Below are 17,089 nucleotides of genomic sequence, written 5' to 3' on the forward strand. Positions count from 1 at the left end.
TGGAGACATTTCTTTTTTCGATAGTAAACGTGATGCAGAGGGATTATGATGTATTGTCCGTTAGTTAGTCTCATTATACCAGTATATAATACAGATAAATATTTAGAGACATGTTTGAAATCGATAATAAATCAAACATATAAAAATATTGAAATTATAGTGATTGATGATGGATCAACGGATTTTTCAGCGGCTATATGTGACGTATATAGAGATAAAGATTCTAGGATACAAGTAATACATCAGCCCAATCAAGGTATTGGTGCATCAAGAAATCATGGCTTGGATTGTGTCCATGGAGATTATATGCTCTTTGTTGATTCGGATGACTATATTGAAACGACCTTAGTCGAAAAAGCAGTAGCATGTCTTCAAAAAGAAAAGTATGATGTGATTTTTTTTGGATATGATGAAATTACGAACCATGGAATAAAAAATTCAGTGATGAACTTTGATACTTCTTTTGATATACGGACCATACAAGAGTATGTACTGGTCGATCGGATTACAAACTTTTTATGGAATAAGATGTATCGAAGTGAACTTTGGGAAAAACTTCGCTTTCCTGTTGGATTTCAATATGAAGATTTGTTTATACATCCATCACTCTTTTTGAGAGTTCGTACATTCACCATTGTACCGGATATTTTGTATCATTATAATAGATTGAACGATTCTTCAATTACAGGGAAAAATAATGAATTTTCTTCTTGGGGACGATATAATAAATTTTTGGCATATGAAGAACATGAACGTGTATCAAAGTTATTTTCATATAAAGAAGGAGAGGAATGGGCTATTTCTCGTTGCATCCATGAAGGAATCAAGTCTTTGTATATTGATTATCATAGTGTAAGGTGTCTATCTAAGCAAGAGAGGCAAGATGTTTTAGATTATTTAAAGACACACAAATCGACGCGTATCAGTTTTAAATATAAGCTCCTTCAGCTTATGTCAAAATATTTTTTGACTGGATTAAAGATATACAGTCATATTCGGTATTTTCAAGTGAAAGCAAAAAAGATTAGAGAAAGGTAAGCTTCATGCTGATAAGACAAAATATTTACGAATCAGTTATCCTTTTTTTGTATATCTTTTTCTGCCTATCAAGATGTTCAAACGCGGGGTATAGTATATTTTCGGTTATTGGAGTACTAGTAATAATATTTTTAATCAAGAAGAGGATTGAATTTAATTTTAATCTAATCAGAACCTTCCTTATATATTATGTAATTTTCTTTTTATCATTATTTTTGGCCGCTATGTTATATGGGGATATTACGGTTGTTCATTCAACATGGAAGTATTTCCTTTGGACATTACCGTTTTGGATAGTATTCCTTCTCGAATCGAAGGAATTTCGTCCTGACATTTTTGATGGTGCCTTATCTCTCGCGTTGATTGCTATTTTCCTGAGTATCGTACCACAATTAAATACGCAATATCGTGTCGATGGCTATTTTGGAAAGCCGACGCTTTTAGGAACAGAATTAGCGATAATAGTCCCTGTTATAATTATAATAGCAGTGTATAGATTTAAACAAAAAATCTTATGGGACGTGTAATGCTGATAATACCTACATTTTTAGGCGTATACACGTTGCTTATGACAAAGACTAGAGGTGCAATTATTGGTGTATTGATAGGTGGAGTATTATTAGCGGCTTTATTATATAGTATCAAAAAGAACAATGTAAAGAAAACAGTGTTAATGATTTTAGTAAGTCTTGCTATAGTAGGATGCATAGGAGCAGTTACTGTGCAATCTTTTCATCGCAGTTATGATTATGAACGAGTTTTACTGTTGAAATCTAGTTATGCGATGTGGGAAGATCATAAACTGTATGGTGTTGGATTTAGACATTGGGCGCGTGAATATCCTAATTATATATCTCCCGCAGCAAGGGAACCTGACTTAACAATTCCGCATAATGTGATAGCTAGTTTCTTTGATGAGACAGGTATCATTGGTGGATTCGGTTTTCTGTTATTGGTGTTTGGTACCTTGATTATTTTAGGGAGGCGAATACAACAGAATCCACATAATATTTATTATCAAGCAGCTTTTTGGGCATTCGTGGCTTTGATGTGTCATGGGATGGTAGATACAGGCATTACAAATCGTAATGCTCTACAATCAATCTCAGCAATCTTAGGAATGGCATTTGCATCGGATAATAGTCGGAAATTGTAAAGCAAAGCAATATGTAATTTTATATAGGTGAAGTTATTGATTTTATGAGAGAAAGCGGAAGGTAACTAAATGAAGGAATTTGTTGATACTTTTTTTGATGTGAATAATTTTATCGTTTCGAAACTAAAATATGAATATTCTAGTGATGGAAAGAAAGAATATCATATTACTTATAATGTAAATGATGACTTTATTCCCATAATGGGCGCATCTATGATTTCGGTCTTGGAAAACAATCAAGATGCTACACTGGTGTTCCACATCTTTACAGATGGATATAGTAAAGAGAATGCAAAGAAAATAGAAGAAGTCGCAAAGAAATGGAACTGTACGTGTATTATTTATAAATTAAATATGGAACCATTCCATGACTTTCATATAAAAGTAGAACGATTTTCTCGCATCACATATGCACGTCTTTATATGCCAAAGATTGTTAAAGAATATACATCTCGTTATATTTATCTAGATGCTGATACAATGTGTGTTGCATCGTTGGATAAGATATGGGAGATGAACTTGCATGGTGCACCGATGGGGGCTGTATCAGAACGTGCTTCCGCAGTCGATTATCGTGCAGGATATTTACATCTAAAGGGCGGAAAATATTTCAATGATGGAGTAATGCTGGTGGATATTCCTTGTTGGGAACAGCAGCATATTACAGAAAAAGCTTTTTCTTATCAGTGTGAACCGAGAAAACGCTTCTTAGGACAAAGTCAAGATGTCTTGAATTTAGTATTTGATGGAACAAATTTCTTTTTACCTGACGACTATAATGTGTACGATGGTGGTGAATATGATCGGGGACATAGTGTCATTGTTCATTGGACTGGCCGTCGTAAACCATGGCAGATGGTAGTATCATCTTTTGATGAGCAATGGCGTAAATATAATACATTATCACCGTGGCCGACAATCACGAACATACGTCCAGTAAAGAAACCAGAGAATTACCATGATTTTAAATACTGGGGACGGTATCGTAAAGAAAAAGGTTATATAGGAGATTATCTTACTGGCATGTTTTGGTATGGTATATTGAAGATCCGCTATAAGCTAGGAATTTAAAAATGGCCATCTTCATGATGGCCATTTCACTTACTTTATGTCGTCTCGTATATATTTTTTGCCGTGTAAGGTTAAGGCGTGGTCGCTTGATAGATTATATCTCGATGATGTTATGTCGTATTCTGGTTGATAAGAATTCGACTCGGCATGTAGAATTCCAGAAATGCTTTCAAACATCAAATCGTTTGTAAAGATTTCTTTTTTGTTATTACGTGAAGATTGGTAGGTGCCTGGGTAAGCTGCCTGGTACTCTGGTGACAAATAAATCCAGAAGGGGATATGAACCATATCAAAGTAAAATGGTGATGAAGTATGTGTGTATTCCATATTCTCACCATGATCTGAGAAATAGACCAGAGCCTGCATGTGAAGATTTTCTTTTCCGTACTGATAGATTTCTTTTAATACGTAGTCAGTATATTGTAGTGATGCATTGTACCAATCTGTTTTCGATTCGGTTGGTAAGTTATTTTTCTCGATAAACTCTTGCGGTACGCGTCTGTCATAACGGAAATGGCTTCCGTTCAAATGGATAATGATGAAATTGTTATCCGAAGAAGGAATGTTTTTTAGCTCAGATAGGATTGTCTCATCATAGCCATGCAACCATTTTATCGTATCTGCTCGATTGGCAATGACAGTGATTCCAGCATCAGAGACAGTACTCTTATTCTGAAGTGATAGCCAATAAGTATGATAGCCAGCCTTACGTGCTACATCTAAGAGGTCGATAGAATCCTTTAATGGAATATTGTTATACTGGTTAGATGAAGTCAGTGCTTGTGTAACAGCCATGACTGTATTTGGGAAACTAGCAAATGAGTTATCAAAAAATATGAAGTTCTGATCATCACGTACTGATTTTTCCCAAGGTGTTGTATTTTTGTTGTATGAAGGCGTGAAAGCCGACATCATGTCTCGATTAGCACTTTCACCAATCACAATGATTATAGAGCCAGGAGTTTTTTTACTAGCTAGAGTATTAGGTGTTTCAATTATTAAGTTATTGTTGTTTTGTTCAATATTGTTTTGTAACTGTATAAAGGCATTCATAGGGCCATTTAGACGACGTAGATGTAGTGCTTGATCAATAGGGAAAACTGTTATAATATAATTGAAAAAGAAAAAGAAAGATAGTATAGTAAAAATAATAGTTGTTCTATTTTTGAAATCTAATGAGTGACGCCTAGCTGTTGTTTTTAATGTGATTATGTATATTACTGTAAATAGTAAAAATAGGGAAATCAATATAAGAATGAGTTGAATGCTTGAAAAAGTAGCTGTTAAATAGTTTATAATTTCATCTGGATTCGTTGCTATAACCGATAATAATGCATATTCATCAAATTCTTGCCCGTATATCATAAAATAAAATGCATAAAATATCGGGGATAACAACATAAGAAAAATAAATACGGAATAAGCAAAAGATAAAACTTTTCGGATAAAATTATGGATTTGGGATATACTGATTGTTACAATAAGAGAAACCGAAAAAAACAAACATGGAACGAGATAGTAGTTACCAATATCATGTTGTAATAAATCAGGAACTTGTGAAAAAACAATAGTATAAATTCCGGCCCAGATTCCGGTCCAAGACAAGCAAGCTACCCACTTACTTCTTAAAGTAGAATCTTTGAGTTTTCTAGTTCCTAGTATAGTATATAAAAAACCACAGACAATCCAAGTGAAAATCATGCTGCGTATGAGTCGAAGGACTGTCATATGACCTATATCAAGAATTGGGCTTTTAAAGAATAAGATAAAAATCAGAAGTAAAGCAGTAAAAATCCCCAATGAGTGATATAGACTTTTTAATACACAATCTTTAGCGGGTAAAGAAACAGGGAGCTTACAAATAAGCCGTTTTTTCATATATACATCACCTAAAATGTAACATCGGTAAACACTTAGCTTGTAATAGTCTAATACTTCTTTAAGTATAATGCAAGATGTTGCTGAAAATAATTTATCATGCAGGCGAATTGTCAAGCTAAGTGCAACACCTTTGAGAAATAGACCTCATATGGTGTTTTGTAGCCAAGGCACTTCCTAGGGCGCAGGTTCAACTCATGGTACTTCCGTTGGATGTAATCCTCTGGCGTATCCGTGATGTCCTTGCCTTTCGGGAAGAACTCCCGCAGAAGCCCATTGGTATTCTCGTTGGTCCCGCGCTCCCATGGATGGTGCGGAGCAGGAAAGTAGAACGTCACACGCTTCAGTTCCTTGCTGAGTTGAGCATGTTTCGAGAATTCCTTTCCGCGATCTGGCGTGACCGAAAGATGCGGCTGCCCCGAGAGTGCTTCACACATCACCTTGTTGACGGCAGCGGCAGTCTTGCTCGCGGCCTTTCCACCAAGCAAGTACCGGCTCTTCCGGTCCACCAGCGTGACGAGGCAGGCCTTTCCTTGCTTACCCACCACCGTATCCGCTTCCCAGTGACCACGGACGGAACGGTTCGTCGCACTGGCAGGACGATCCTCGATGGGGTGCGATATGACGAACTTGCCACGATGTTCTTCGTTGCCTTTCTTGTGACGCCGTTTCCCATGATGCCGTAGTTTCCGAAGTACGAACTTCGCTGAAGCTCCTGGCGGGTTCAGCAGTCCTGCGTGGATAGCGCGGTAGATCGTCGGAACGCTGACGAGACGGCAGCCATGCTCCAACTGGATCCGTCCGACAATCTCCTCTGGCGACCAGTGGTACGCCAGGATACAAATCTGGATGTAGGAATGAAGTGGTGCATACTCCAGCCGCTTATGCGGACGACAGGCTTTCCTGCGCTGCTTGTAGAGCGCTTGCGCGGTCAACGGGCAGTACGACATAGGCTGGTCCGCAGGGGCCGCATTGCGGAGAAGCTCACGCGAGATGGTCGACTTGCTCCGGTTCAGCAGATGGGCAATCTCCGTGATGGATTTGCCCTCAGCAAGAAAAAAGAGTATCTTTTCTCGCTCAAATGGTGTAAGATGTGTGTAGTGGCACATAGGCTCTCCTTTTGTTATAGGTAGTTCTCTTCAAACACCATTATAGCAAAGAAGTCTATGTGTCATTTTAATTTGGTTGTCTAGGAGCTGTTGCACTTAGATTGTAAATCCATCCATAAAAATGTTAACCATTTTATGGTATACTAAAACAGATATTTGAAGTTGGAGGGGAATATTAATATGAATATCGCAGTTGCGGGTACAGGATATGTGGGCTTGTCAAATGGCATGCTCCTGGCACAGCATAATCAAGTTATAGCTTTGGATATTGTTCCGGAGAAGGTGGAGATGCTCAATAAGGGGGTATCTCCTATTGTTGATGCGGATATCTCTTCTTTCCTGCAGCGTGATGACATCCACTTCAAGGCGACGCTGGATGCCAAGGAAGCCTTCTCGGATGCTGATTTTGTCATCATCTCGACGCCGACGAACTATGATCCGAAGAAGAATTTCTTTGATACTTCGTCGGTGGAGACGGTCATTGAGGAGGTGCTGGCCATCAATCCGCAGGCGGTGATGGTCATCAAGTCGACGGTGCCGGTCGGGTATACGGAGCATGTGAAGGAGAAGTACCATACGGAGCAGATCATGTTCTCACCGGAATTTCTGCGTGAGGGCAAGGCTCTCTACGACAACCTGCATCCGTCGCGCATCGTGGTCGGCGAGAAGTCGGAGCGGGCACATGTCTTTGCCAATCTGTTGGCAGAGGGCGCGGTCAAGAAGGATATCCCGATGATTTTCACGGGCTCGACGGAAGCGGAGGCCATCAAGCTCTTTGCGAATACGTATCTGGCGCTGCGCGTGGCGTACTTCAATGAGCTCGACTCGTATGCTGAGATTCGCGGGCTCAATACAGGCGACATCATCAAGGGTGTCTGCCTTGACCCGCGTATCGGCGATTTCTACAACAATCCTTCCTTTGGCTATGGTGGCTATTGCCTGCCGAAGGATACGAAGCAGCTGCTGGCGAACTACCATGATGTGCCGCAGAATCTGATTTCGGCGATTGTTGAGGCGAACCGCACGCGCAAGGACCACATCTCGGACATGATCATTGAGAAGAACCCGAAGGTCGTCGGTGTCTACCGCCTGACGATGAAGAGCAACTCGGATAACTTCCGCGCCTCTGCCATCCAGGGCATCATGAAGCGCATCAAGGCGAAGGGCATACCCGTTGTGGTCTATGAGCCGACGCTGGATCAGCCGGACTTCTATCGTTCGCGCGTCATCCGCGATTTGGCTGAGTTCAAGCGTGTCAGCGATGTCATCATCACGAATCGTTGGGATGACGTTTTGGCGGATGTCAAGGAAAAGGTCTACACACGCGATCTCTTTGACCGCGACTGAATCTGAAATGCAGAAAGGATGGACGGATATGTCTTATTTACCATTTGATGCGACGAAAAAGGTCTTAATCACCGGTGCTGCGGGATTTATCGGCTTTCATTTGTCGAAGCGGCTGCTGGGGCTTGGGGCGACGGTGATCGGCTTTGATAATGTCAATGACTACTACGATGTCCGCTTGAAGGAGAGCCGGTTGGAGATCCTGCGTCAGTATCCGGCATTCACGTTTATCAAGGGTGACTTGGCGGATGAGGCGGCGGTCACGGCGCTGTTCGAGAAGTATCAGCCGGACATTGTCGTCAATCTCGCGGCGCAGGCTGGCGTGCGGTACAGCATCGACCATCCGCGCTCGTATATCGACTCGAACATCATCGGCTTCTTCAACATTCTCGAGGCGTGCCGCCATCATGAGGTGGAGCATCTGCTCTTTGCTTCGAGCTCGTCGGTCTACGGCAACCAGCAGAAGACGCCGTTCTCGACGACGGACAATGTCGACCATCCGATCAGCCTCTATGCGGCGACGAAGAAGTCGGATGAGCTCATGGCGTACACCTACAGCCATCTCTACGGGATTCCGGCGACGGGATTGCGCTTCTTCACGGTTTACGGGCCCTTCGGCCGCCCGGATATGGCGTATTTCAAGTTCACCAACAAGATCCGCAGGGGCGAGGCCATCCAGATCTACAATAACGGCGATATGTACCGCGACTTCACCTATGTCGACGACATCGTCACGGGCATCGAGCACATGCTCTGCAATCCGCCGAAGGCGAATGAGTTCGGCGACCGCTACAAGGTCTACAACATCGGCAACAACAAGCCGGAGAAGCTCATGCACTTCATTGAGGTGCTGGAACAGGCCATCGGTAAGACGGCGAAGAAGGAGTTCCTGCCCATGCAGCCGGGCGATGTCTACCAGACGTATGCCGATGTGAGCGAATTGGAGCGCGACTTTGACTTCAAGCCGGCGACGACGATTGAAGAGGGGTTGGGCAAGTTCGCGGCATGGTATAAGGACTACTATAAGGACTGAGATGCATGACTTGCGCCAATACGGTCTGTCACAGCCATGGATGAAGCTGTTCTCGCGGTAAGAAGAGAGGTGATAGGGATGCCGGATAAAAAGCGCATAGCACTCGTCACGGGTGCTTCGAGCGGGTTGGGACGGGAGTTTGCACGGCTCCTGGCGCATGAGGCGGTCGATGAGCTCTGGCTCGTGGCGCGGCGTGAGGAGCGGCTGCAGGAGCTGGCGGCGGAGGTGGTTTTGCCGTGCCGCGTCTTTGCGCTGGACTTGACGCAGGAATCGTCGCTGGAGGCGCTCTCGGCGGCGCTTTCGGCGGAGCCGGTGACGGTGCGATGGCTCGTCAATGCGGCTGGTTTTGGCCGCATTGGTATGGCGGCGGACATCGGGGCGGCGACGACGGGGCGCATGATTGCGCTGAACTGCCGCGCGGCGGCGGAGCTCACGGAGCGGGTGCTGCCGTACATGGAGCGGGGCAGCCAGGTGCTCGAGATCGCCTCGTGCGCGGCATTCCAGCCCATCCCGTACCTCGCGGCGTATGCGGCGACGAAAGCCTTCCTCCTGCGCTACAGCCGCGCGCTGGCAGCGGAGGTCGCAGCGCGCGGCATCACGGTCACGGCTATCTGCCCGTACTGGATCCGCGACACGGAGTTCATCCACGAGGCCAAGAAGACGGACCGGCGCGGCCTCTTCCGGGGCTTTCCGCTCGCGACGGATCAGAAGACCGTCGCCCGCCGTTCCCTCTGGGCCGCGGAGCACGGCTTCACCGTCTTTACGCCGGACCTCGTCTCGACCCTGCACCGCGTCGTCACGTCCATCCTGCCGCACCGCTTGATGATCGCCCTGAGCAACCTCTGGCGCCATCTGGCGGGCTGAGAAACATGCAAAATAAAAAACGGCTGCCGGAATCTGGGATTCTGGCAGCCGTTGTGTTTCTTATGGAGCGGGCAAGCGGAATCGAACCGCCCTCTAAAGCTTGGGAAGCTTCCATTCTACCGATGAACTATGCCCGCGTCACCGCTGACTCAATTATTTTACCATTATTCGCGGTTTTTTGCAAGTTCGTCTTTGAGCGCGGCGATGGCGGGCAGGATGGCGATGTGGGGATAGCGGGCGAAGGTCTCGGCGCTGGTGGTGCCGGTGGTGATGGCGAGGAAGTCGACTCCGGCATTGCGGGCGGTCTCGGCGTCGATGTAGCTGTCGCCGGTGTAGAGGACGTCGTCTTTGGCCATGTGGAAGTGGTCGATGGCGCGCAGCAGGCCTGTGGGCTCTGGCTTGTGGCTCTTGACGTCGTTGCTGCCGATGATGAGGTCGATGAGCTCGGGCACGTGGTCGACGTCGAATTTCTCCTGGATGCGGCGGTGCGTCTTGTTGGAGATGATGCCGACTTTGGCGCCTGTGGCCTTGATGGCGCGCAGGGTCTCGACGGCACCGGGGAAGAAGGTCGTGCCGGGCGTCATGTAGCGGTCGGCCTCGGGGCGGTAGGCGTCGACGAAGCGCTCGGCCTCGGCGTCGTCCGCGGTGCCGACGATGCGCTTGACGGCCTCGACCATGGGCAGGCCGATGGTCTTCTTGATGCGCTCGTCGGGCACATCGGGATAGCCGAGCTTCTGCAAGGTGATGTGGAAGCACTTGACGATGGCGGGCTCGGAATTGACGAGCGTGTAGTCGAAATCGAAGAGGTAGAGGCGGTAATCCAAGGGTGGCGCTCCTTTCATGAATGGCTTGTAACGGCTTGTGCGGATGCGCATGATGCCCGGATGGACATTTGGCGCGAATCTGCAGTACTATGTTTATGATAGCATATATTTTTGTTGAAGAAAATGTGCAGATACCGTAGAATAGAAAGGTAAGGCTATCTTCGAATGAAGGGAAGTTGAAAATAGATGAAACATGTCGTCGTAGACCTGGAGATGAATCCGGTCAGCCGGGAGTTCCGCGAGGTGCGCCGCAAGCTCAATGAGGAAGTCATCGAGATCGGTGCCGTGCGCCTCGACGAGAATTTCCAGCAGGAAGCGGAGTTTCAGTGTTACGTGAAGCCGGAGTACGGCCCCATCAAGAAGCACATCACGAGTCTGACGGGCATCACGCAGGCGATGGTCGCCGACAAGAAGACGTATGCCGCGTGCTTCCAGGATTTTGTGGACTGGGTTGGCGAGGAAGAGACGAAGATTTACTCGTGGAGCATGTCGGACATCAAGCAGCTGCGCAGCGAGTGCCGCTACAAGCTGCCGGATTTTGACATCGAATGGCTCAACGCGCGCTGGGTCGACCTGCAGCAGGAATTCGATGATCGCCTGGGCCTGCACAACAGCCTCGCGCTCAAGCATGCGCTCGGGGCGATGGACCACAAGTTCGAGGGCACGCAGCACACGGCGCTGGCGGATGCGATCAACACGAGCGCCATCCTGACGCTCATGCAGGACGATGCAAAGTTCAAGGAGACGATGAAGCCGGTGCTCGAGATCCTGCAGCCGAAGGACGATCTCGCAAGCTCTATCGGGGATCTCTGCCCGGAGCTCGCGAAACTCCAGAAGGACCTCTGAGGGAAAGGATGTCGAATATGAAGAAAATGGGCGTTCTTGGCCCTTTGGGAACACACAGCGAAGCTGCCGCACAGTATCTTTCGAGGCTCCTGCCGGAAAGGCCGGAGCTTCTCGTTTATCCGGATATCTTTGCGGTGATCCAGGCCGTGGAGGACGGTGAGGTGGACAGCTGCCTCGTGCCGGTGGAGAACTCGCTCGAGGGCGCGATCAACATCACGCTCGACACGCTCGCGCGCAGCGATGACCTCTTCGTCGCGAGCGAGCTGATCTGGCCGGTACACAACCAGCTCATGGCAAGGCCGGGCACGCAGAAGATCTGCCGCATCTACTCGCACCCGCAGCCGATCTCGCAGTGCCGCGGCTATCTGCAGCAGCACTATCCGGAGGCGGAGCTCATCAAGGTGGCGAGCACGGCGCGGGCAGCAGAGATTGTCGCCAAGGAGCCGCGCGGTATGGGCGCGGCAGCCATCTGCACGGAGCGCGGTGGCGAGCTCAACGGCCTCGTCACGGTTGCGAAGGAGATCCAGGACAACATGGCGAATGCGACGCGCTTCTTCGAGCTCTGCCGTGTGACGGCGGCGCCGCACAAGCCCGTCGGCCCTGCTGAGAAGATGCTCGTCATCTGCGAGATCGACGGCCAGAAGGCCGGCGCGCTCTACGATGTGCTCAAGGAGTTCGCAGACCGCGGCGTCAACATGACGCGCATCGAGTCGCGCCCCGCGCGCACGGAGCTCGGCGCCTACATCTTCTTCTTCGACCTCGAGGTCGCGGACAATGAAGCGGCCCTGCGTGAGGCGGTGGCGGCGGTCGCGAGGAAGAGCAAGTGGCTCAAGGACCTCGGCAGCTTCCCTGTCGTGCGGGCCAACCCCTGAATAGGCTTCACAAGCATGCAAAAAAGGCATCTGTCGATGACAGATGCCTTTTTTATGGTCTTACTTGTCGAGTGCGATGACTTCTGGCTTCTTGCCTTCGTCGATGCAGGCCTTCGTGATGATGACCTTGCGTGGCTCGTCTGACTTCGGGATGTCGTACATGACGTCGAGCATGACGTCCTCGATGATGCCCTTGAGGGAACGGGCGCCGGTCTTGCGCTCGATGGCCTTCTTGGCGACGGCGCGCAGCGCGTCCTCAGCGAACTCGAGCTTGACGTTGTCCATGGCGAGCAGCTTCTCGTACTGCTTGACCGGGGCGTTCTTCGGCTCGGTCAGGATGCGTAGCAGGGCGTCCTCGTCGAGCGTCTCGAGCGTGCAGATGATGGGCAGGCGGCCGATGATCTCGGGGATGATGCCGTACTGCATGAGGTCTTCCGGGCGGACCTGGTGGATGAGCTCGTCGAAAGTCGGCTTCTCGCTTTTGCTCGTGACCTCGGCGCCGAAGCCGATCGACGAGTCGGCTTTCTGGAGGCGCTTGGCGATGACATCGTCGATGCCGACGAAGGCGCCGCCGACGATGAAGAGGATGTTCTTCGTGTCGACCTTGATGGTCGGGGCCTCCGGGTGCTTGCGCTGGCCGCGCGCCGTGAACTCGACGACGTTGCCCTCGAGCATCTTGAGGAGAGCCTGCTGGACGCCCTCGTGGCCCGGGTCGGCCGTGATGGAGTTGTTGGCACCGGACTTGCGGGCGATTTTGTCGAACTCATCGAGGTAGATGATGCCGTGCTCGGCCTTCTGGATGTCCTTGTCGGCCGCGTAGTAGAGGTTGCGGACGGCGACTTCGACATCGGCGCCGACGAAGCCGGCCTCCGTGAGGCTCGAGGCATCCGTGACGGCGAATGGCACGTCGAGGAGCTTCGAGAGGTGGGAGAGCAGCGCCGTCTTGCCGCAGCCGGACGGGCCGAGCATGATGACGTTCGACTTCTCGATTTCCGTGCCGTCGTCGTTCGTGTAGCCGTACTTCATGCGCTTGTAGTGGTTGTAGACGGCGACGGAGAGGATCTTCTTCGCGCGGTCCTGGTTGATGATGTACTCATCGAGGTACTGCTTGATGATGTGCGGCTTGTTTTTCTTGAGGATCTCGTCGAGCTGGGCGGCGAAGTCCGGCGCCTGCTGTTTAGCCGTGTCCTCTTCGTGGAGCTCGATGTAGTGGGCTAGCTCCTTGATGCAGTTCTTGCAGATGCCGAAGCCCGTGGCCGGGTCGTAGATCGGCATGTCAAGTGAGTCGTGAATCTCGACTTCGCGCTTGCAGAAGCTGCAGCGCTGTTTTATGACGTGTTCGTCTTTTTTATCGTTTGCCATGTAGAAACATCCTTTCTGTGTGATGTATGTGCGGCAGATGATTCGTTCTGGATTATCCCTGTAAACAACATTATCCTCTATCGTGCCGTTTTTTTCAAGCAGATTTTGTATAGCTTCCTTGCAAGCGCGGGGGCTCTGTGCTATAATAGACCGGTAATGGACGTATTGACGTCTGTTTCCAAGCCAAAAATTGACTGGCTTTCCCCCGAAGAAGGGGAGCTAGGTCTAAACCAAGTTCGCGCATAGTGAGCTTGTATCCATTCCCAGTTCCTGGGGGGAAAGTGAGGTGTATCGATAATGAAGCAGGGTATTCATCCGAAGTACTACGAAGCTACGGTAACTTGCGGCTGCGGCAACACGTTCAAGACGGGTTCCACGAAGCCGGAACTCCGCGTCGATGTCTGCTCCAAGTGCCATCCGTTCTTCACGGGTCGTCAGCGTGACGTACAGGCAGGCGGCCGCATCGAGAAGTTCAACAAGCGCTACGGCAAGAAATAAGATGCAGCATGATGAAGCAGAGCAGAGCAATCTCGCTCTGCTTTATTTTGTATAGGAAAGGTTCCAGACAAAATACAGCAGACTGCCGTAGGCTATAGTTGCAGAAGGAAATTTTGTCTTACATATAATAGGAGGTCCCATTATGGGCAATCATTTACATTTGATGGTGGGCGGCCAGGCCGTCATCGAGGGTGTCATGATGCGCGGGCCGAAACTCACGGCGACGGCGGTGCGCGATCCGAACGGCCAGATCCAGGTCGAGACGAAGGACGTGCATTCCATCTCAGACCGCTATCCCATCCTCAAGAAGCCGCTGCTGCGCGGCTCGGTATCGCTCGTGGAGTCACTCGTCATCGGCATCCGCTCGCTCTCGTATTCGGCCAAGATGGCCGGTGAAGAAGACGAGCAGCTCACCGACAGGGAGATGGCCGGCACGATTGTCTTCGCGCTCGTACTCGCGAGCATCCTCTTCATCGCCATCCCGACGGGCGCGGCACGTCTCTTCCACTTCATCACGGAAGACCCGTTCTTCCTCAATCTCATGGAAGGCTTCCTGCGCCTCGCGATCTTCCTCGGCTACATCTGGGGCATTTCGCGCATGAAGGATATCCGCCGCGTCTTCCAGTACCACGGGGCGGAGCACAAGACGATCCACTGCTATGAGGCGGGGCTGCCGCTGACGGTCGAGAACGTGCAGAAATTCTCGCGCCTTCACCCGCGCTGCGGCACGAATTTCCTCTTGATCGTCATGCTCGTCTCGATCTTCGTCTTTGCCTTCCTCGGTTGGCCGAGCCTCGGCGAGCGCATCGCCTCGCGCATCGTGCTGCTGCCGGTCGTCGCCGGCATCTCGTATGAGATCATCCGCCTCGCGGGCCGCAGCGAGAACAAGATCATCCAGACGGCCATCAAGCCGGGCCTCTGGCTGCAGTACCTGACGACGCGCCCGCCGGAGGACGATATGGTGGCCGTGGCCATCGAGTCGCTCAAGGCTGTGCTGCCGGAGGAGGAGATTGCCCCGGGGACAGCGGACTACCGCCATGCGGCAGCGCCGCAGCCAAAGCCTGTCGAACTCGTCCCCTGACGCATGCCGCAGGCATGGGATACATTACTGTTGAGAGGTGAAATCTGTGCTGGAGAAGCTCCAAGCCGTCGAAGATAAATACCGGGAGCTCGAGTCGCTGATCAGCGACCCCGAGACCATGGCGGACATGGCGAAGTGGCAGGCGTACACGAAGGAACACGCCGCGCTGACGCCGATCGTCACGAAATTCCGGCGCTATAAAGAGGTCGTCAAGGGCATCGAGGAGGCCAAGTCGATGCTCGGCGAATCGCTTGACCATGAGATGCATGCCTTTGTCGAAGGAGAGCTCGCGGACCTCATGGAGAAGAAGGGGCAGCTCGACAAGGAGCTGCCGATCCTCCTCCTGCCGAAGGACCCGAATGACGAGAAGAATGTCATCGTCGAGATTCGCGGCGGTGTCGGCGGCGAAGAGGCGGCGCTCTTTGCGGGCGATCTCTTCCGCATGTACTCGCGCTATGCGGAGAAGAAGGGCTGGAAGGTCGAGCTCATGGACGCAAATCCGACGGAGATCGGCGGCTTCAAGGAAGTCACCTTCATGGTCACGGGCTCTGGCGCGTATTCGTATCTCAAGTACGAGAGCGGCACGCACCGCGTCCAGCGCGTGCCGGTGACGGAGTCGGGCGGCCGCATCCACACGTCGGCGGCGACTGTCGCCGTGCTGCCGGAGGCTGAGGACGTCGATGTCGCCATCAATCCTGCGGACCTGCGCATCGACACGTACTGCGCGTCTGGTGCGGGCGGCCAGTACGTCAACCGCACGGAGACGGCCATCCGCATCACGCACCTGCCGACGGGCATTGTCGTGCAGTGCCAGGACGAGAAGTCGCAGCTCAAGAACAAGGAAAAGGCCATGAAGGTCCTGCGCGCGCGCATTCTCGACAAGGCTCGCCAGGAGCAGGAGGCGGCTGTCGCAGCCGACCGCCGGAGCCAGGTCGGCTCGGGCGACCGCAGCGAGCGCATCCGCACCTACAATTTCCCACAGGGCCGTGTGACGGACCACCGCATCGGCCTGACGCTGCACAAGATCGACGCCATCCTCGACGGCGATCTCGATGAACTGCTCGCCGCGCTCATAACGGCGGACCAGGCAGAACGACTGAAGAAGGTGGACGCGAAATGAACGACAAGATCTGGACTATCGGCCGCATCCTGAAGTGGACGGAGCAGTACTTCAAGGACAAGGGCATCGAATCGCCGCGCCTCGACGCGGAAGTGCTGCTCGCGCACGTGCTCGAGAAGCAGCGCATCTACCTCTACGTGCACTTTGACGAGCCGCTGCAGCCTGCTGAGCTCGCCGCTTACCGCGAGATGATCAAGCAGCGCGTCCTGCGCGTGCCTGTCGCGCAGATTCTCGGCGAGAAAGAGTTCATGGGGCTGACCTTCAAGGTCACGGCCGACACGCTCGTGCCGCGCCCCGACACCGAAATCCTCGTGCAGGCCGCTGTCGAGCGGCTGAAGGCGATGAAGGGCGAGGCAAAGACGCCTGAGGATGAAGTTCTTGCAGATGGAGAAGAAGCTTCATCGGCTGCCAATCGAGATGAGGCGGCGGTCGATGTGAGTCAGGAGCCGCTGCGCATTGCCGATATCGGCACGGGCTCGGGCGCCATCTGCCTTTCGGTGCTGCACTATCTGGCGGACACCGCGGCCGACACGGTCGACATCTCGCCTGAGGCGCGCGCCGTCGCAGAGGAGAATGCCGCAAGCCTCGGCCTCGCGGACCGCGTCACATTCCACACGGGGGACCTTTTACAGCCGCTGCGCGGCATGACGTTTGCCGCTATCCTGTCGAATCCGCCCTACATCCCGGAGGCCGACATCGCAGGGCTCGCGCCGGAAGTGCGCCTCAAGGAGCCGCACACAGCGCTCTCTGGCGGCAGGGACGGGCTCGACTTCTACCGCCGCCTGGCAAAAGAAGCCCCCGCCATGCTCGTGCCCGGCGGCTTCATGGCCTTTGAAGTCGGCATCCATCAGGCCGAGCCCGTCGCCGCACTCGCCAAGGCCAATCCCCTGATCGCCCGCACCGAGATCCTGCCCGACTACGCCGGCATCGACCGCGTCGTCGTGGGGTGGAGGAAGACCTGACGGGATGTATCGCTATTATATAGAGAGGTAG

The 17,089-nt window shown here is 51.2% G+C and carries 16 protein-coding genes and 1 tRNA gene; 12 read left to right on the forward strand and 5 right to left on the reverse strand.

The features are described from left to right. The first annotated feature begins 48 nt into the window (after positions 1-48). The 3 genes from QDI87_RS08000 to QDI87_RS08010 all read left to right on the forward strand — a co-directional run bounded on the left by QDI87_RS08000 (position 49) and on the right by QDI87_RS08010 (position 3,265). Positions 49-1,038, forward strand: coding sequence for a glycosyltransferase family 2 protein (locus QDI87_RS08000; RefSeq protein ID WP_072003585.1), 990 nt, complete (start codon positions 49-51; stop codon positions 1,036-1,038). Between the two features lie 526 nt (positions 1,039-1,564). Continuing rightward, the gene (locus QDI87_RS08005; protein ID WP_255241107.1) at positions 1,565-2,194 is read left to right on the forward strand and encodes an O-antigen ligase family protein; all 630 of its coding nucleotides are present in this window, start codon (positions 1,565-1,567) and stop codon (positions 2,192-2,194) included. Positions 2,195-2,263: 69 nt separating this feature from the next. Further along, a complete protein-coding gene (locus QDI87_RS08010; RefSeq protein ID WP_055162995.1) occupies positions 2,264-3,265 on the forward strand; it encodes a glycosyltransferase family 8 protein in 1,002 nt (333 codons plus the stop codon). A 30-nt stretch (positions 3,266-3,295) separates the two neighbouring features. On the opposite strand, the gene QDI87_RS08015 is transcribed toward QDI87_RS08010, so the two are convergent. Beyond that, a complete protein-coding gene (locus QDI87_RS08015) occupies positions 3,296-5,143 on the reverse strand; it encodes a phosphoethanolamine transferase (RefSeq protein ID WP_081828500.1) in 1,848 nt (615 codons plus the stop codon). A 113-nt stretch (positions 5,144-5,256) separates the two neighbouring features. Further along, positions 5,257-6,252 (reverse strand): IS30 family transposase, encoded by a 996-nt coding sequence (locus QDI87_RS08020; RefSeq protein WP_055159828.1) that lies wholly within the window; start codon positions 6,250-6,252, stop codon positions 5,257-5,259. Positions 6,253-6,432: 180 nt separating this feature from the next. Between QDI87_RS08020 and QDI87_RS08025 the strand changes: the two genes are divergently transcribed. The 3 genes from QDI87_RS08025 to QDI87_RS08035 all read left to right on the forward strand — a co-directional run bounded on the left by QDI87_RS08025 (position 6,433) and on the right by QDI87_RS08035 (position 9,493). Continuing rightward, a complete protein-coding gene (locus tag QDI87_RS08025) occupies positions 6,433-7,599 on the forward strand; it encodes a nucleotide sugar dehydrogenase (protein ID WP_036375518.1) in 1,167 nt (388 codons plus the stop codon). A 28-nt stretch (positions 7,600-7,627) separates the two neighbouring features. Next, a complete protein-coding gene (locus tag QDI87_RS08030) occupies positions 7,628-8,629 on the forward strand; it encodes an NAD-dependent epimerase (protein WP_172674677.1) in 1,002 nt (333 codons plus the stop codon). A 78-nt stretch (positions 8,630-8,707) separates the two neighbouring features. Further along, positions 8,708-9,493: an SDR family NAD(P)-dependent oxidoreductase gene (locus QDI87_RS08035; RefSeq protein WP_055161292.1), complete on the forward strand. Its 786-nt coding sequence runs from the start codon at positions 8,708-8,710 to the stop codon at positions 9,491-9,493. Between the two features lie 63 nt (positions 9,494-9,556). Here the strand turns inward: QDI87_RS08035 and QDI87_RS08040 are convergent. Beyond that, positions 9,557-9,630, reverse strand: a tRNA-Gly gene (locus QDI87_RS08040). Positions 9,631-9,657: 27 nt separating this feature from the next. Beyond that, positions 9,658-10,317 carry an HAD family hydrolase gene (locus QDI87_RS08045; protein ID WP_051652187.1) on the reverse strand — a complete coding sequence of 220 codons (660 nt, stop codon included), beginning with the start codon at positions 10,315-10,317 and terminating at the stop codon, positions 9,658-9,660. Between the two features lie 186 nt (positions 10,318-10,503). On the opposite strand from QDI87_RS08045, the gene QDI87_RS08050 reads away from it, so the two are divergent. Beyond that, positions 10,504-11,163: a 3'-5' exonuclease gene (locus QDI87_RS08050; protein ID WP_036375524.1), complete on the forward strand. Its 660-nt coding sequence runs from the start codon at positions 10,504-10,506 to the stop codon at positions 11,161-11,163. 8 nt (positions 11,164-11,171) lie between these two features. After that, the gene (gene pheA, locus QDI87_RS08055) at positions 11,172-12,035 is read left to right on the forward strand and encodes a prephenate dehydratase (protein WP_036375527.1); all 864 of its coding nucleotides are present in this window, start codon (positions 11,172-11,174) and stop codon (positions 12,033-12,035) included. A gap of 60 nt (positions 12,036-12,095) precedes the next feature. On the opposite strand, the gene clpX is transcribed toward pheA, so the two are convergent. Then, positions 12,096-13,397, reverse strand: coding sequence for an ATP-dependent Clp protease ATP-binding subunit ClpX (gene clpX, locus QDI87_RS08060; RefSeq protein WP_036375531.1), 1,302 nt, complete (start codon positions 13,395-13,397; stop codon positions 12,096-12,098). Between the two features lie 297 nt (positions 13,398-13,694). On the opposite strand from clpX, the gene rpmE reads away from it, so the two are divergent. From rpmE to prmC, 4 genes are all read left to right on the forward strand, one after another. Next, positions 13,695-13,895 (forward strand): 50S ribosomal protein L31, encoded by a 201-nt coding sequence (gene rpmE / locus QDI87_RS08065; protein ID WP_036375534.1) that lies wholly within the window; start codon positions 13,695-13,697, stop codon positions 13,893-13,895. Positions 13,896-14,037: 142 nt separating this feature from the next. Next, positions 14,038-14,976: a DUF1385 domain-containing protein gene (locus QDI87_RS08070; protein ID WP_051652188.1), complete on the forward strand. Its 939-nt coding sequence runs from the start codon at positions 14,038-14,040 to the stop codon at positions 14,974-14,976. 46 nt (positions 14,977-15,022) lie between these two features. Beyond that, complete coding sequence (gene prfA / locus QDI87_RS08075) at positions 15,023-16,096, forward strand: peptide chain release factor 1 (protein WP_036375539.1); 1,074 nt, start codon at positions 15,023-15,025, stop codon at positions 16,094-16,096. Then, positions 16,093-17,058 (forward strand): peptide chain release factor N(5)-glutamine methyltransferase, encoded by a 966-nt coding sequence (prmC, locus tag QDI87_RS08080; RefSeq protein WP_278742866.1) that lies wholly within the window; start codon positions 16,093-16,095, stop codon positions 17,056-17,058. The genes prfA and prmC overlap by 4 nt, the downstream gene beginning before the upstream one ends. Positions 17,059-17,089: the final 31 nt, after the last annotated feature.

This window comes from Mitsuokella jalaludinii (assembly GCF_928722185.1).
Lineage (GTDB): Bacteria > Bacillota > Negativicutes > Selenomonadales > Selenomonadaceae > Mitsuokella > Mitsuokella jalaludinii.

What these genes read in the sequence shown, in the direction of transcription:
- QDI87_RS08000 (WP_072003585.1), top strand. Translation starts at nt 49, where the DNA reads ATGTATTGTCCGTTAGTTAGTCTCATTATACCAGTATATAATACAGAT.
- QDI87_RS08005 (WP_255241107.1), top strand. Translation starts at nt 1,565, where the DNA reads ATGCTGATAATACCTACATTTTTAGGCGTATACACGTTGCTTATGACA.
- QDI87_RS08010 (WP_055162995.1), top strand. Translation starts at nt 2,264, where the DNA reads ATGAAGGAATTTGTTGATACTTTTTTTGATGTGAATAATTTTATCGTT.
- QDI87_RS08015 (WP_081828500.1), bottom strand. Translation starts at nt 5,143, where the DNA reads ATGAAAAAACGGCTTATTTGTAAGCTCCCTGTTTCTTTACCCGCTAAA.
- QDI87_RS08020 (WP_055159828.1), bottom strand. Translation starts at nt 6,252, where the DNA reads ATGTGCCACTACACACATCTTACACCATTTGAGCGAGAAAAGATACTC.
- QDI87_RS08025 (WP_036375518.1), top strand. Translation starts at nt 6,433, where the DNA reads ATGAATATCGCAGTTGCGGGTACAGGATATGTGGGCTTGTCAAATGGC.
- QDI87_RS08030 (WP_172674677.1), top strand. Translation starts at nt 7,628, where the DNA reads ATGTCTTATTTACCATTTGATGCGACGAAAAAGGTCTTAATCACCGGT.
- QDI87_RS08035 (WP_055161292.1), top strand. Translation starts at nt 8,708, where the DNA reads ATGCCGGATAAAAAGCGCATAGCACTCGTCACGGGTGCTTCGAGCGGG.
- QDI87_RS08050 (WP_036375524.1), top strand. Translation starts at nt 10,504, where the DNA reads ATGAAACATGTCGTCGTAGACCTGGAGATGAATCCGGTCAGCCGGGAG.
- pheA (WP_036375527.1), top strand. Translation starts at nt 11,172, where the DNA reads ATGTCGAATATGAAGAAAATGGGCGTTCTTGGCCCTTTGGGAACACAC.
- clpX (WP_036375531.1), bottom strand. Translation starts at nt 13,397, where the DNA reads ATGGCAAACGATAAAAAAGACGAACACGTCATAAAACAGCGCTGCAGC.
- rpmE (WP_036375534.1), top strand. Translation starts at nt 13,695, where the DNA reads ATGAAGCAGGGTATTCATCCGAAGTACTACGAAGCTACGGTAACTTGC.
- QDI87_RS08070 (WP_051652188.1), top strand. Translation starts at nt 14,038, where the DNA reads ATGGGCAATCATTTACATTTGATGGTGGGCGGCCAGGCCGTCATCGAG.
- prmC (WP_278742866.1), top strand. Translation starts at nt 16,093, where the DNA reads ATGAACGACAAGATCTGGACTATCGGCCGCATCCTGAAGTGGACGGAG.